At 65.7% G+C, this 14074-nt stretch carries 11 protein-coding genes; 5 read left to right on the top strand and 6 right to left on the bottom strand.

The window, feature by feature from the left end; all coding sequences use genetic code 11:
• The 5 genes from tusC to BLR94_RS02615 all read left to right on the top strand — a co-directional run bounded on the left by tusC (nucleotide 1) and on the right by BLR94_RS02615 (nucleotide 3056).
• Entirely contained in the window at nucleotides 1-354 is a 354-nt protein-coding gene (tusC, locus tag BLR94_RS02635; protein WP_084303390.1) for a sulfurtransferase complex subunit TusC, read from the top strand.
• On the top strand, nucleotides 354-653 hold the full coding sequence (tusB, locus tag BLR94_RS02630; RefSeq protein WP_084303391.1) for a sulfurtransferase complex subunit TusB: 300 nt from the start codon (nucleotides 354-356) through the stop codon (nucleotides 651-653). The genes tusC and tusB overlap by 1 nt, the downstream gene beginning before the upstream one ends.
• Nucleotides 650-985 (top strand): TusE/DsrC/DsvC family sulfur relay protein, encoded by a 336-nt coding sequence (locus tag BLR94_RS02625; RefSeq protein WP_084303392.1) that lies wholly within the window; start codon nucleotides 650-652, stop codon nucleotides 983-985. Before tusB ends, BLR94_RS02625 begins: the two co-directional genes overlap by 4 nt.
• A complete protein-coding gene (locus BLR94_RS02620) occupies nucleotides 982-1977 on the top strand; it encodes a glycosyl transferase family protein (RefSeq protein ID WP_084303393.1) in 996 nt (331 codons plus the stop codon). Before BLR94_RS02625 ends, BLR94_RS02620 begins: the two co-directional genes overlap by 4 nt.
• Before the next feature lie 74 nt (nucleotides 1978-2051).
• Nucleotides 2052-3056 carry a glutathione S-transferase family protein gene (locus BLR94_RS02615; protein ID WP_084303394.1) on the top strand — a complete coding sequence of 335 codons (1005 nt, stop codon included), beginning with the start codon at nucleotides 2052-2054 and terminating at the stop codon, nucleotides 3054-3056.
• A gap of 93 nt (nucleotides 3057-3149) precedes the next feature.
• Here the strand turns inward: BLR94_RS02615 and BLR94_RS02610 are convergent, their stop codons facing one another.
• From BLR94_RS02610 to BLR94_RS02585, 6 genes are all read right to left on the bottom strand, one after another.
• The gene (locus BLR94_RS02610; protein ID WP_084303395.1) at nucleotides 3150-4613 is read right to left on the bottom strand and encodes an efflux transporter outer membrane subunit; all 1464 of its coding nucleotides are present in this window, start codon (nucleotides 4611-4613) and stop codon (nucleotides 3150-3152) included.
• Nucleotides 4610-7711, bottom strand: a complete 3102-nt coding sequence (locus tag BLR94_RS02605) for an efflux RND transporter permease subunit (RefSeq protein WP_084303396.1) — start codon at nucleotides 7709-7711, stop codon at nucleotides 4610-4612. The genes BLR94_RS02610 and BLR94_RS02605 overlap by 4 nt, the downstream gene beginning before the upstream one ends.
• 31 nt (nucleotides 7712-7742) lie before the next feature.
• A complete protein-coding gene (locus BLR94_RS02600) occupies nucleotides 7743-10835 on the bottom strand; it encodes an MdtB/MuxB family multidrug efflux RND transporter permease subunit (RefSeq protein WP_084303397.1) in 3093 nt (1030 codons plus the stop codon).
• Complete coding sequence (locus BLR94_RS02595) at nucleotides 10832-12046, bottom strand: MdtA/MuxA family multidrug efflux RND transporter periplasmic adaptor subunit (protein WP_084303398.1); 1215 nt, start codon at nucleotides 12044-12046, stop codon at nucleotides 10832-10834. Before BLR94_RS02595 ends, BLR94_RS02600 begins: the two co-directional genes overlap by 4 nt.
• 201 nt (nucleotides 12047-12247) lie before the next feature.
• The gene (locus BLR94_RS02590; protein WP_084303399.1) at nucleotides 12248-13135 is read right to left on the bottom strand and encodes an SMP-30/gluconolactonase/LRE family protein; all 888 of its coding nucleotides are present in this window, start codon (nucleotides 13133-13135) and stop codon (nucleotides 12248-12250) included.
• Between the two features lie 2 nt (nucleotides 13136-13137).
• Nucleotides 13138-14055, bottom strand: a complete 918-nt coding sequence (locus BLR94_RS02585) for a 2-dehydro-3-deoxygalactonokinase (protein ID WP_084303400.1) — start codon at nucleotides 14053-14055, stop codon at nucleotides 13138-13140.
• Nucleotides 14056-14074 lie beyond the last annotated feature (19 nt).

The raw sequence follows: 14074 nt of genomic DNA, 5'->3' as shown, positions 1-14074 counted from the left end.
GTGAGCCGCTCATTGCTGATCATCAGCCGCAAGGCGCCCTGGAACGGCCCCGGTGCCCGTGAAGCCCTGGATATCGCGCTGGCCGGTGGCGCCTTCGATCTGCCTGTTGGCCTGCTGTTTCTCGACGACGGCGTGCTGCAACTGGCCCCGGGGCAGCAGTCCCGGGCGGTGCAGCAGAAGGATCTGTCCGCCAACCTGCAGGCCCTGCCGATGTTCGGTGTCGAAGCGCTGTACGCCTGCAGTTACAGCCTGCAGCAACGTGGTCTGAGTGAAACTTCGCTGGAGGTCGAACGCCTGGACGGCGCCGGGCTGCGCGACCTCATCGACCGTTACGACCAGGTGATCACCCTCTGATGACGACCCTGCACGTGGTATCCAGCTCCCCCTTCAGCGATGACCGTCTGAGCAGTTGCCTGCGCCTGCTGGGCAGCGGCGATGGCCTGCTGCTCTGTGGCGATGCCACCTATGCCAGCCAGCCCGGCACGCTGCACGCGCAGTCGCTGAGCGCCCTGGGCGCGGGGATTGACCTGTTCGCCCTGCAAGAAGACATCCAGGCCCGCGGCCTGCAGCCTGCCGATGACCTGCAGCAGATCGACTATCCGGGCTTCGTCGCCCTCGCCGTGCGTTTCGACAAGGTCAACACTTGGTTATGAGCCCCCTGATCGTCAATGAGCGCGCCATCGGGCTGGACAAGGATGGCTATCTGCTCGATCTTCAGGACTGGTCCCGAGACGTGGCTACCGCCCTGGCCGAGCGTGAGGCGCTGCCGCTGGGCGACGAGCACTGGGAAATTCTCCTGCTGCTGCGCGCCTTCCACGATGAATTCCAGCTGTCGCCAGCCAACCGGCCGCTGATCAAGTACGTCGCCCTCAAGCTGGGCCCGGAAAAAGGCAACAGCCTGCACCTCAATCGACTGTTCAATGGCACTCCTGCCAAACTCGCCGCCAAGCTGGCGGGCCTGCCCAAGCCCACGAATTGCCTATGAACCTGATCACCCCAGCCGAACACCCTTTCGCGCTCTTCGTGCGCATTCTCGGCAAGGGCAAGCGCGGCGCGCGCAACCTGACCCGCGAGGAAGCCCGCGAGGCCATGGGTATGATTCTCGACGACAAGGTCGAAGACAGCCAGCTTGGCGCCTTTCTCATGCTCCTGCGCCACAAGGAGGAAAGCGCCGAAGAGATGGCCGGCTTCACCGACGCGGTACGTGCCCGCCTGCCTGCGCCAGCCATTGCCGTCGACTTCGACTGGCCCACCTACGCCGGCAAGAAACGCCACCTGCCGTGGTTCCTGCTGGCGGCCAAGGCCCTGGCCAACAGCGGCCTGCGCATCTTCATGCACGGCGGCGGCGCACACACGGCCGGGCGCCTGTACAGCGAGCAGTTGCTCGGCGAGCTGGAGATCCCTCTGTGTCGCAGTTGGGAGCAGGTTTCGCACAGCCTGGATAACGGCAACCTGGCCTTTATGCCCCTGGGCGACTGGATGCCGGCACTGCAGCGCATGATCGACCTGCGCAACGTGCTCGGCCTGCGCTCGCCGATCCACTCCCTGGCACGCATTCTCAATCCTTTGGCAGCCCGTTGCGCGCTGCAGAGCATCTTCCATCCCGGCTATCAGGCCGTGCACCGTGAGGCCAGCCAGTTGCTGGGCGATCGCGCCATCGTGGTCAAGGGCGATGGCGGCGAAATCGAGCTCAACCCGGACGCCATCTGCCACCTGTACGGCACCGAAGACGGCGTGAACTGGGACGAGGACTGGCCGATGCTTTCCGAGCGCCGGCATGTCAAACCCGAGCGCCTGGACCCGACCCACCTGCACGCCGTATGGCAGGGCGAGGCCGACGATGCCTACGGCCAACTGGCGATCGTCGCCACCATGGCCCTGGCCCTGCGTGGGCTGGGCCTGCAGCGCGAGGCGGCCTTTGCGGAGGCGGAAGAACGCTGGCAAGCGCGCCACCTATCGAGCCAGCCGATTCGTTGAACCCGGTTTTTACGGCCTGTGTCGATAGCTGACTGGGTAGACTCCAGGCATCGAACGACACGGGAGTAAACGACATGGGCTTGCTGATCGAAGGCCAATGGCACGACCAATGGTACGACACCGGTGCCGGTGGTCGCTTCAAGCGCGAGAACGCGCAGCGGCGCAACTGGATCACCGCCGACGGCGCCCCCGGCCCCACCGGCGAAGGTGGCTTCGCCGCCGAAGCCGGCCGTTATCACCTGTATGTGTCGCTGGCCTGCCCATGGGCCCATCGCACCCTGATTCTGCGTACCCTCAAGGGCCTCGAGGCACTGATCGAGGTGTCGGTGGTGAGCTGGCTGATGCGCGAGAATGGCTGGACCTTCGACCCGGAGCACGGCTCCAGCGGTGACGCCCTGGATGATTTGGCCTTTCTGCATCAACGCTATACCCAGGACGACCCCGAGTACACCGGGCGGGTCACGGTGCCGCTGTTGTGGGACAAACAGCAGCAACGCATCGTCAGCAACGAGTCGGCGGAGATCATCCGCATGTTCAACTCGGCATTCGATGGGCTGACCGGCAACCACCTGGACTTCTACCCACAGGCCTTGCGCGCCGATATCGATGCGCTCAATGCGCGCATCTACCCGAGCGTCAACAACGGTGTTTACCTTGCCGGTTTCGCCACCACCCAAGCGGCTTACGAAGAAGCCTTCGACGAGCTGTTCAGCGAGCTGTCGGTGCTGGAGACCCGTCTTGGGCAATCCCGCTACCTGGCCGGCGAGCACCTGACCGAGGCCGACTGGCGGCTGTTCACCACCCTGGTGCGCTTCGATGCCGTGTACCACGGCCACTTCAAGTGCAACCTGCGGCGCATCGTCGACTACCCGAACCTCAGCCACTGGCTGCGCGAGCTCTACCAGTGGCCGGGCGTGGCGGCGACCGTGGACCTGTGGCACATCCAGCACCATTACTACGTCAGCCACCAGACCATCAACCCGACCGCTATCGTGCCCAAGGGGCCGGCGCTGGACTTCGACGCGCCGCACGACCGAGCGCGCCTGCCGGGCAAGGGCGTATATCGCCACGGGCAATGATCCAGTAGCCCGGGTCGAGCGCAGCGACACCCGGGATCGACTCACCAGGGATCCCGGGTTACGCCTGCGGCCAACCCGGGCTACGGATCACGTTTACTCGTCGCTCTCTTCGAGCTGCTGTACATCCCAACCGCCGCCCAGGGCGGCGATCAGCTGCACGCTGGCGGTCAGGCGGCTACCGAGCAGCGTCAGGCTGTTGCGCTCGTTGCTCAGCGCCGTGGCCTGCACGTTGACCACGCTGTTGTAGTCCACGGTGCCGGCGCGATACTGGTTTTCGATCAGGCGCAGGGATTCACGTGCGGCATCCAGCGCTTGCGACTGCACCTCGGCCTCGCGGCCCAGCACACGCTGCTGCACCAGGTAATCCTCGACCTCGCGGAAGCTGTCGAGCACGGCCTGGCGATACTGCGCGACGGTCTGCTCGTAAGCGGCCTCGACCCGCTCACTCTCGGCGCTGCGGCGGCCGCCGTCGAACAGGGTCAGGGCCAGCTGTGGCCCCACCGACCAGAAACGATTGGGCAGGTTGACCCAGTCGGCAAAGCTGCTGCCACGGTAACCACCGCTGGCGGACAGGGTGAGGTCCGGGAACCAGGCAGCCTTTGCCACGCCGATCTCGGCATTCGCGGCGATCACCCGGCGCTCGGCTGCAGCCACATCTGGGCGACGTTCCAGCATGTGCGAGGGCACGCTCGCCGGCACCTGCGGTAGCGCCGGAAGGCTTTCCCGGCGAGCGATGCTCACCTCATTGGGCGGCACGCCGATCAGCACGGCAATGGCATGCTCGAGCTGCGCACGCTGCCATTGCAGGTCGATGGCCTGGGCCTCGGTGCTGCGCAGTTGGGTCAGCGCCTGGGCAACGTCGGAGCGCGGCACGATGCCGGCGCGGTACTGGTTTTCGGTCAGGCGCAGCGAACGCTGGTAGGCGGCCACCGTGGCGTCCAGCAAGCGTTGCTGCTCATCCAGTACACGCAATTGCAGGTAGCTCTGCACCAGCTCGGCTTGCAGGCTCAGGCGCAGGGCCGCGAGATCGGCCGCGCTGGCCTCGAAAGCCGCACGGTTGGACTCCAGGCCGCGCCGCAGCTTGCCCCATACATCCAGCTCCCAGCTGGCGTTGAGGCTCAGGTCGTAGCTCTTCGAGATGCTCGCCGAGTTGGAACCGCCGCTGGCGATGCCATCGGAGGTACGCAGCGTACTGTCTCCACCGCCCTGCCCGGCACGGGTCATGCCGGCACTGGTCGACAGGGTCGGGAAGAAGGCCGCACGGCCGCTGCGCAGCAACGCCCGGGCCTGGCGGTACTGGGCTTCGGAGGCGGCTAGGTTCTGGTTGGAGACGTTCAGCCGGCCGACCAGCGCATTCAGCTCGCCATCGCCATACAGCTCCCACCAGGTGCCGCGCTCGAGCGCGTCGGCAGGCACCGCGGCCTTCCAGCCTTCGGCCTGCTTGAACTGCGCCGGGGTGCTGATTTCCGGGCGCTGATAATCCGGCCCGATGGCGCAGCCGGCCAGGGCGACGCTGAGCGCCAGCAGGCCAAGAGTACGGCGGGTTGCATGAGTCATAGAGGCGTTTCCAAAGCGGCATCGGTACGCACGCCACGCCAGCGGTTGACCCGGTGGCGCAGGCGATCGAGGTAGAGGTAGACCACCGGCGTGGTGTAAAGCGTGAGGATCTGGCTGAGGATCAGGCCACCGACGATGGTGATGCCCAGCGGCTGGCGCATTTCCGAACCCTCGGCGCTGCCGAACATCAGTGGCAAGGCGCCAAGCAAGGCCGCCAGGGTGGTCATCATGATCGGCCGGAAGCGCAGCAGGCAGGCACGACGGATCGAGTCGGCCGGGCTGAGGTGCTCGTTGCGCTCCAGCTGCAGCGCCAGGTCGACCATCAGGATGGCGTTCTTCTTCACCACCCCGATCAGCAGGAACAGCCCCAGCAGCGAGATCAGGCTGAACTCGGTATTGAGCAGTTGCAGCGCGAGCAAGGCACCCACGCCGGCCGAGGGCAGCGTCGAGAGGATGGTCAGCGGGTGCACGTAACTCTCGTAGAGAATGCCGAGCACGATGTACACCACCACCAGCGCCATGAGGATCATCCAGGGCTGGTTCTTCTGCGTCTGCTGGAAGGCCCCCCCCGTGCCACCCATCATGCCCTGCACCTCGGTGGGCAAACTGATGAGCGCCACGGCGCGGTCGATGGCAGCGGTTGCCTGGTCGAGGCTGACGCCCTCGGCCAGCGAGAAACCGATGTTCTCCACCGCGAACTGGCCCTGGTGGCTGACGCGGTCGTCTTCGAGGCTGCGCTCCCAGTGCGCGATGGCCGACAGCGGTACCCGCGCGCCGTCTGCGGTGATCAGCTGGATCTGCGCCAGGGCTTCGGGGCTCTGGGCATAGCGCGGGTTGATCTCCATGACCACGCTGTACTGGTTGAGGCTGTCGTAGATGGTAGAGATCTGCCGCTGGCTGAACGCGTTGTTGAGCACGCCGGTCACCAGACTCATGTCGATGCCCAGGCGTTTGGCCTCGTCACGGTCGACCACCAGACGGATCTGCGGCGCGCCACCGTCTTCGCTGGCGTCGATATCGGTCAGCTCCGGCAGGGCTCGCAGCGCCTCGCGCACCTTTGGCAACCACTCGCGCAGCGCATCGAGATCGCCGGACATCAGCATGTACTCGTTCTCGGAACTACGCCCCTGGCGGCCGCCGACCTGCAGATCCTGGTCGGGCATGAGGAACATGCGCCCACCCGGAATCTTCGGCGCATTCTTGCGCAAACGATCGATCACCTGCTGAGCGGACAGGTCGCGTTCGTTCATGGGTTTGAGGCGCACGATCATGATCGCGTTGTTGATACCACTGCTGCCGCCGATGAAACCCGCCACGCTCTCAACGGCCGGGTCCGCCAGGATCGAGCGACGATAGGCTTCCATCTTCGGCTGCATGACCTGGAACGACAGCCCGTTGTCGCCCCGAATGAAGCCCATCAACTGGCCGGTATCCTGTTGCGGCATGAAGGTCTTGGGGACGATGACGAACAGCACGACATTCAGCGCGATGGTCGCCAGCAGGCTGATCAGCATCAGCAGGGAATGCCGCAGCGCCCAGTCCAGGCTGCGCGCGTAGCCGCGCATTATGCGCGCCCCCAAGGCCTGCAGGCGCCCTGCCCGGTGCTCCTGCCGCTCGGGTTCTGGCTTCAGCCAGCGCGCGCAGAGCATCGGCGTGAGCGTCAGCGACACCAGCAGGGAAATCACGATGGCCACCGCCAGGGTGATGGAGAACTCGCGGAACAACCGCTCGACCAGCCCGCCCATGAACAAGATGGAAAGAAACACCGCCACCAGCGAGACGTTCATCGACAACAGCGTGAAGCCCACCTCGCGAGATCCCTTGAAGGCCGCGGCCATGGGCGTTTCACCCGCCTCGATGTGCCGGGAAATGTTCTCGAGCACGACGATGGCGTCGTCCACAACCAGGCCGGTGGCGATGATCAGCGCCATCAGCGACAGGTTGTTCAGCGAGAACCCCAGCAGGTACATCGCCGCGAACGAGCCGACCAGCGAGACCGGCACTGCCAACGCGGGAATCAGCGCCGAGCGCCAGCGTCCGAGAAAGGCGAAGACCACCAGGATCACCAGCGCCACGGCGATCAGCAGGGTATGTTCGGCTTCCTTGAGGGTGGCGCGGATCACCGGCGAGCGATCCATGGCCACTTCCAGGTTGGCGCTGGCCGGAATCACCTCGCGCAATTCAGGCAGCAGGGCACGGATACCGGCGACGGTTTCGATGATGTTCGCCCCGCTCTGCCGGTTCACCACCACCAGAACGGCCTGTTTGTCGTTGTAGAAGCCGCTGTTGTAACGGTCCTGCACGCCATCGGTGACCTGGGCGACATCACCGAGGCGGATCGCCGCACCGTCCTGGTAGCGGATGATCATCGGCTGGTAGTCGGCGGCGCGCTCCAACTGGTCATTGGCCTGCACCTGCCAGTGGCGCTGCGCGTCCTCGACGGCGCCCTTGGGTCGCTTGGCATTGCCTGCTGCGATGGTCGCCCGCACGTCGTCCAGTGCCACACCGTACTGATCCAGCAAGCGTGGCTCCAGCGCCACCCGCACGGCAGGCAGCGAGCTGCCGCCGATCTGCACTTCACCGACGCCGCTGATCTGCGACAGTTTCTGGCCGACGATGGTCGAGGCGACGTCGTACAGCTGGCCCTTGTCGAGCACCGTGGAAGTCAGCGACAGCACCATGATCGGCGCCTGGGACGGATTGATCTTGCGGTAGGTGGGCATGCTGCGCATGCCGCTGGGCAGCAGCTCGCGGGAGGCGTTGATCGCCGCCTGCACCTCCCGCGCCGCGGCATTGATATCGCGATCCAGATCGAACTCGATCATGATCCGCGTACTGCCCTGGCTGCTGTTGCTGTTCATCTGGCTGACCCCGGCGATGGCACCCAGCGAGCGCTCCAGCGGCGTGGCCACCGTGGCCGCCATCACCTGCGGGCTGGCACCGGGCAGGCTGGCCTGCACGGTGATCACCGGGAAGTCCATGTTCGGCAGTGGCGCCACCGGCAGCAGGCCGAAGCTGACGCCACCGAGCAGCATGATCGCCAGGCTCAGCAGCAGGGTCGCCACCGGACGCCGGATGAAAGGTGCCGAGAGGTTCATGCCGCGACGCCCCACACCTGCCCAGCGGCCATCATGTCGGCACGCCCGCGGCGCTGCGGCCACTGACACGCCGCGCCAGGCGGTCGAAGTACAGGTAGATCACCGGCGTGGTGAACAGGGTGAGCACCTGGCTGAGCAGCAGGCCGCCGACCATCACCAGGCCCAGGGGCTGACGCAGCTCGGCGCCGGAGCCCGACGCCAGCATCAACGGAACGGCACCGAACAGCGCCGCCAGGGTGGTCATCAGAATCGGCCGGAAACGCAGCAGCGCCGCCTGGTAGATCGCATCGTGAGGGGTCATGCCCTGCTGTCGCTCCGCCTCGAGGGCGAAGTCGATCATCATGATGGCGTTCTTCTTGACGATGCCGATCAGCAGGATGATGCCGATGATCGCGATCAGCCCCAGGTCGTTGCCGGTCAACAGCAGCGCCAGCAAGGCACCGACGCCCGCCGACGGCAGCGTGGAAAGGATGGTGATCGGGTGGATATAGCTCTCGTAGAGCACGCCGAGCACGATGTACATGGTGACGATGGCCGCCAGGATGAGCAGCAGCGTGGACGACAGCGAGGCGCGGAAGGCCTCGGCGGCGCCCTGGAAGTTCACCTGGACGCTGACCGGCATCTGAATGTCCTGCTGCACCCGTTCGATCACCGCCACCGCATCGCCCAGGGCGACGCCAGGGCTGAGGTTGAACGACAGCGTGGCCGCCGGGAACTGGCCGATATGGTTGATCAGCAGGCTCGCCGCCCGCTCCTCGACCTGGGCCAGGGACGACAGCGGCACCTGGCCACCCTCGGCGGTGGCGACATGGATCTGGCGTAGAGCCGCCGGCCCGATGCTGCCACCATCGGCGCTTTCCAGTACCACGCGATACTGGCTGGCCTGGGTGTAGATGGTGGAAATCTGCCGCTGGCCGAAGGCGTCGTAGAGCGCATCGTCGATTGCCGCGACACTGACGCCGAGACGCCCGGCCAGGTCGCGGTCGATCTTCAGGTACGCCTGCAGGCCACGGCTCTGCAGGTCGCTGGTGACGTCACTCAGCTCGGGCTGCCGACGCAACGCCTCGACCAGCTTGTTCGACCAGGTTTCCAGCATCGCGGGGTCGGGGGACTCGACGCTGAACTGGAACTGGGTGCGGCTGACCCGATCCTCGATGGAGAGATCCTGCACCGGCTGCAGGAACAGCTCGATGCCACTCAGTTTGGCCAGTTCCGGACGCAACCGCTCGATCACCTGGGCGGCGCTGAGGTCACGTTCGGCATGGGGCTTGAGGTTGATCAGCATGCGCCCGCTGTTCAGGGTCGGGTTGTCACCGTCCACACCGATGTAGGAAGACAGGCTGGTGACCGCCGGATCCTTGAGAATCACGTCAGCCAGGCGTTGCTGGCGCTCGCTCATGGCCGAGAAGGAAATCGACTGAGGCGCCTCGGAAATGCCCTGGATCACCCCGGTGTCCTGCACCGGGAAAAAGCCCTTGGGCACCGCCAGGTAGAGCACCACCGTGAGCGCCATGGTACCAATGGCCAACAGCAGGGTCAGCGGCTGATGGCGCAGCACCCAGCGCAGGCCAACCGAGTAGCGTTCGATCAGGCGATCGATGACCGCGCCGCTGGCGGTGTAGAACCGCCCCTGCTGCGCCTGCGGCTCATGCCTGAGCAGACGCGCGCACATCATCGGCGTCAGGGTCAGGGAAATCACCAGAGAAATGAGGATGGCCACCGCCAGGGTGATGGCGAATTCGCGGAACAGCCGCCCCACGACATCGGCCATGAACAGCAGCGGGATCAGCACGGCGATCAGCGACAGGGTCAGCGACACCAGGGTGAAGCCGATCTGCCTGGCACCCTTGAGCGCCGCGTTCAGGGGTGTCTCGCCCTCTTCCAGATGACGGGCGATGTTCTCCAGCATGACGATGGCATCGTCGACCACGAAGCCGGTGGCAATGGTCAACGCCATCAGCGTCAGGTTGTTGACCGTGAAGCCGGCCAGGTACATCACGCCGAAGGTACCGATCAGCGACAGCGGCACCACCACCGAAGGAATCAGCGTCGCCGAGACCTTGCGCAGGAACAGGAAGGTGACCATCACCACCAGGGCGATGGCCAGCATCAGTTCGTATTGCACGTCGCGCACCGCGGCACGGATGGTCTGGGTACGGTCGGTGAGCACCGTCACCTCGACACTGGCCGGCAGGCCCTGGGTCAGGTGAGGCAGCAGGGTCTGGATGCGATCCACCACGTCGATGACGTTGGCGCCCGGCTGGCGCTGCACGTTGACCAGCACCGCCGCATTGCGGTTGGCCCAGGCGGCCAGGCGCTGGTTTTCCGCGCCATCGACGATCGACGCGACATCACGCAGGCGCAGCGCGCCACCATTGGTATAGGCGAGGATCAGGTCGCGGTACTCGTCGGCAGAACGCAGCTGGTCGTTGGCATCGAGCTGGGTGACCCGGGTCGGGCCGTCGAAATTGCCCTTGGGCTGATTGACGTTGCTGGCGTTGATCAGCGTGCGCACGTCGGACAGATTGAGGCCATAGGCCGCCAGCGCCTCGGGATTGACGCGAATGCGCACGGCCGGACGCTGGCCACCGGCCAGGGAGACCAGGCCGACACCGGTGGTCTGTGCCAGTTTCTGCGCCAGCCGGGTGTCGACCAGATCGTTGACCTGGGGCAGCGGCAGCTCGTTGGAGGTCACCGCCAGGGTCAGCACCGGGGTGTCGGCGGGATTGACCTTGTTGTACACCGGCGGCGCCGGCAAGTCGTCCGGCAGCAGGTTGGTGGCGCCGTTGATCGCCGCCTGCACTTCCTGCTCGGCCACGTCCAGCTGCACGTCCAGGTTGAAGCGCAGGGTGATCACCGACGCGCCACCGGAGCTGGTCGACGACATCTGCTGCAGCCCGGCCATCTGGCCGAACTGACGCTCCAGGGGCGCCGTCACCGCGCTGGTCATCACATCCGGGCTGGCGCCCGGGTACAGGGTCATCACCCGGATGGTCGGGTAGTCGACCTCGGGTAGCGCGGAAACCGGCAGCAGCCGGTAGGCGATCACCCCACTGAGGAAGATCGCCAGCATGATCAGGGTGGTGGCGACCGGTCGCAGGATGAACAGGCGGGAGACGTTCATGAAGCGCTACGCACCCGCGGTGCATTTTCCTCGGTGGCAGACGGCTCGCGAGTGCCCTCGCCGATCACCTCGACCTTGTTGCCGTCACGCAGGCGATCGGTGCCCTCGACCACCACTCGCTCGTCGGCGGCCACGCCGTCTTCGATCACCGAGAACTCGCCGTCGCTGGGGCCGACCTTGACCTGGCGAACCTGCACCTTGTCTTCCCCATCGATGGCGTAGACGAAGGTGCCATTGGCGCCGAATTGCAGCGCCGCGACCGGCACCAGCAGCGCCTTCTGGCGCACGGAAACCTGCAGACGGGTATTCACGAACTGGTTGGGGAACAGCATTTCCTCGGCGTTCTCGAAGCGCGCCTTGAGCTTCACCGTACCGGTGGTGGTGTCGATCTGGTTGTCCAGGCTTTCCAGCACGCCGTCGGCCAGTTTGTTGTTGTCGCCGCGATCCCAGGCCTGTACCACCAGCTCGCGGTCCTTGCGTACCTGGGCGAGTACGGCCGGCAGTTCGGCCTCGGGCAGGGTGAAGGTGACGGAAATCGGCAACGTCTGGGTGATCACCACGATGGGATTGGTATCACTGGAGTTCACCAGGTTGCCCTGGTCGACCTGGCGGATGCCCAGGCGGCCATCGATGGGCGCACGCACCTGGGTGAAGTCGAGGTTCAGCCTGGCTTCGGCCACCGCGCCCTGGTTGTTCTGCAGCGTGCCGCGATACTGGTTGACCAGCGCCTCCTGGGTGTCCAGGGTCTGCCGGGCGATGGAGTCCTCCTCGAACAGGCCGCGATACAGCGCCAGGTCCTTCTCGGCAGCACGCAGTTGCGCCTGGTTTTCCGCCAGCGTGCCTTGGGCCTGCTGCAGGGCGATCTCGAACGGCCGCGGGTCGATCTGCGCCAGCACGTCGCCGGCCTTGACCGGCTGACCGTCCTTGAACAGCACCTTGACCAACTGGCCATCCACGCGGCTGCGCACGTTGGCGGTGTTGTAGGCGGTAACCGTGCCCAGGGCCTTGAGGACGATGGGAAAGTCCCGCGACTCGACGTGGGCGATGCGCACCGGCACATTATTGAATCCCCAGTCCGTGTCTTCTTCTGGGGCCGCTTTGGCCGGCCAGAACCACCAGACCAGCAGGATAACGACGGCCAGCAGAAGCAGACCGATGAACCACTGGCGCCTGGAGGATGGAGTGCTACGCGTTGTGTTGACTTCGGACATGGGCCAATCGCTACTGCCTTCGGGAGGGTGAACGATAAGCACTGCAAGAGCCCGACGCAAAGCCTCTTTACCGGCTATTTACCTGCACAAGTGGCTTGATAGGGATAAATGTGCGGAAAACCGCGCGTGACACCCGTAACACCGGCGCAATCTGTATTTTTCGATGTATTGCCTGGTATTGCCTGCCGTCGCTTCGAGTACCTAGAGGATGACCCGATGCTCGGCCTGCCCCTGTGCGGGCAGCTCCACTGCAAACAGCCTGCCTGCCTGAGGCTCGGCAGCCAGTTGCTCGTCGTCAAGGCCATCGCGCGCCGAGGTCGCGAACAGGGTCGACAAGCCTGGCCCACCGAATGCCGGACAGGATATCTGCGAAGCCGGGAAGGCTACCGCCTGCAGAAAGTGTCCCTCGGGGTCATAGCAGGCCACCCGTGACGCGCCCCATTGCGCGTTCCACAAGCGCCCCTGGCTGTCGACCACCGCACCGTCCGGGTTGACCCCGGCCGCCCGGCCATCGATGAACGGCTGCGCCTCGCCCTGTGGCCAGCCATGCTGCTCGTCGAGGGGCTGGCGCCAGATCTGCTGGCGTGCGGTGTCGGCGAAGTAGGCATGGCGCCGATCCGGGGAAAAGCAGATGGCATTGCTGATACTGATAGCCGCGAACAGACGGCGCAGCTCGCCCCGGTAGTAACGGTAGATGGCGCCGGCCTGCTTCTCGCCATCGAGGCCCATGGTGCCGATCCAGAAGCCGCCCCAGGGATCGGCTCGGCCATCGTTGGAGCGGGTCAGCGGATTATCCGCCTCGAGGGCGCAGACCGTCTGCCGCACGCCGGTGGCCAGGTCGAAGGTCAGCAGCGCCGTCTCGCTGGCGATCAGCAGGACATGCTCATCGACCCAGCCCGCTGCGGATATCCGCTCGTCGAACGCCCACTCCAGCGGCTGGCCATCACGCTGGCTGAGCAGGCGCCGACCGAGGATATCGAACCAGAACAGCTGCCCACGCTGCGGGTGCCACAGCGGCCCTTCGCCCAGGGTGCAGTGGCGTGCGTCGACGATACGTGCCTCGGTGCTGCCATTCGGGGTAGCGGCCATGCCTAGATTCCTCGTTGAATGTGCTCATGGGCAGCGCTCAGGCCAGCCAGGGTGACGCGCTCGGCGCTCAGGGTCTGCGCCGTCACCCCCAGCGTGTCGAGCGCATGGCGGTAGCGCTCGGCCGATTCGCCGTCACCGATTACACAGACCTGCTGGCCCCGCCAGCGTTCATCCAGCGCAGCCAGCTCCTCGCCGATCAGCAGCCCGGACAACCGGGAACGCGCGGCAACCGGTCCCAGCCCGTCGAGCAAGCCTTCGGCACGCAGTCCGAACAAGGCGCCGAGCAGACGCCGCGTCTGCCCTGCCCCGGCCTGCAGACCGCTATCGAACGCCTGCTGGTCCAACTGCCGGGCATCACCCTGCATGCCATGGCGCAACACCGATTGCTGACTCAGCAAGGCGAACAGCTCGCCGGTCATGAAGGTCTGGAAGGCCATCACCTGGCCGTCGCGCACCTCGACCCACTTGCTGTGGGTGCCCGGCAGGCAGACCATGCCGCGATAATCGGCCTGCTCGGCAAGCAGGCCGGCGACCTGGGTCTCCTCGCCACGCAATACATCGGCAGGCGCGCGCTGACACAGCCCCGGGACGATAGAGACGCGCAAACGCGCATCCTTCACCTCGGGCCTGATCATCCGCTCTATCGCCTGGGGTGCACAGGGCACTTCGGTATACGGCGCTTCGCGCCAGCCCTGACGGGCACCGACCATGCCGCAAGCAACCACGTCGATGACCCGCCCGTGGTCCAGCCAGGCGTCGATCAGCTCCAGCAGCGCACCCTCGAACTGATCGGCCGCCAGGGTGCTCATGCCGCGCGCCGACGACGCGCGCTGGAGGATCTCGCCGCCGTCCGACAGCGCCCACGCACGCAACCGGGAGGTCCCCCAGTCGACAGCTATCCAGCTGACCGTCTCTGTCATCCTGGTTTCCTCGCAGGTC

This window comes from Phytopseudomonas flavescens (genome assembly GCF_900100535.1).
In the GTDB taxonomy this organism is placed as follows: Bacteria; Pseudomonadota; Gammaproteobacteria; order Pseudomonadales; family Pseudomonadaceae; genus Aquipseudomonas; species Aquipseudomonas flavescens.
This window is presented reverse-complemented; position numbering and strand designations above follow the sequence as displayed.

What these genes read in the sequence shown, in the direction of transcription:
- tusB (WP_084303391.1), top strand. Translation starts at nt 354, where the DNA reads ATGACGACCCTGCACGTGGTATCCAGCTCCCCCTTCAGCGATGACCGT.
- BLR94_RS02625 (WP_084303392.1), top strand. Translation starts at nt 650, where the DNA reads ATGAGCCCCCTGATCGTCAATGAGCGCGCCATCGGGCTGGACAAGGAT.
- BLR94_RS02620 (WP_084303393.1), top strand. Translation starts at nt 982, where the DNA reads ATGAACCTGATCACCCCAGCCGAACACCCTTTCGCGCTCTTCGTGCGC.
- BLR94_RS02615 (WP_084303394.1), top strand. Translation starts at nt 2,052, where the DNA reads ATGGGCTTGCTGATCGAAGGCCAATGGCACGACCAATGGTACGACACC.
- BLR94_RS02610 (WP_084303395.1), bottom strand. Translation starts at nt 4,613, where the DNA reads ATGACTCATGCAACCCGCCGTACTCTTGGCCTGCTGGCGCTCAGCGTC.
- BLR94_RS02605 (WP_084303396.1), bottom strand. Translation starts at nt 7,711, where the DNA reads ATGAACCTCTCGGCACCTTTCATCCGGCGTCCGGTGGCGACCCTGCTG.
- BLR94_RS02600 (WP_084303397.1), bottom strand. Translation starts at nt 10,835, where the DNA reads ATGAACGTCTCCCGCCTGTTCATCCTGCGACCGGTCGCCACCACCCTG.
- BLR94_RS02595 (WP_084303398.1), bottom strand. Translation starts at nt 12,046, where the DNA reads ATGTCCGAAGTCAACACAACGCGTAGCACTCCATCCTCCAGGCGCCAG.
- BLR94_RS02590 (WP_084303399.1), bottom strand. Translation starts at nt 13,135, where the DNA reads ATGGCCGCTACCCCGAATGGCAGCACCGAGGCACGTATCGTCGACGCA.
- BLR94_RS02585 (WP_084303400.1), bottom strand. Translation starts at nt 14,055, where the DNA reads ATGACAGAGACGGTCAGCTGGATAGCTGTCGACTGGGGGACCTCCCGG.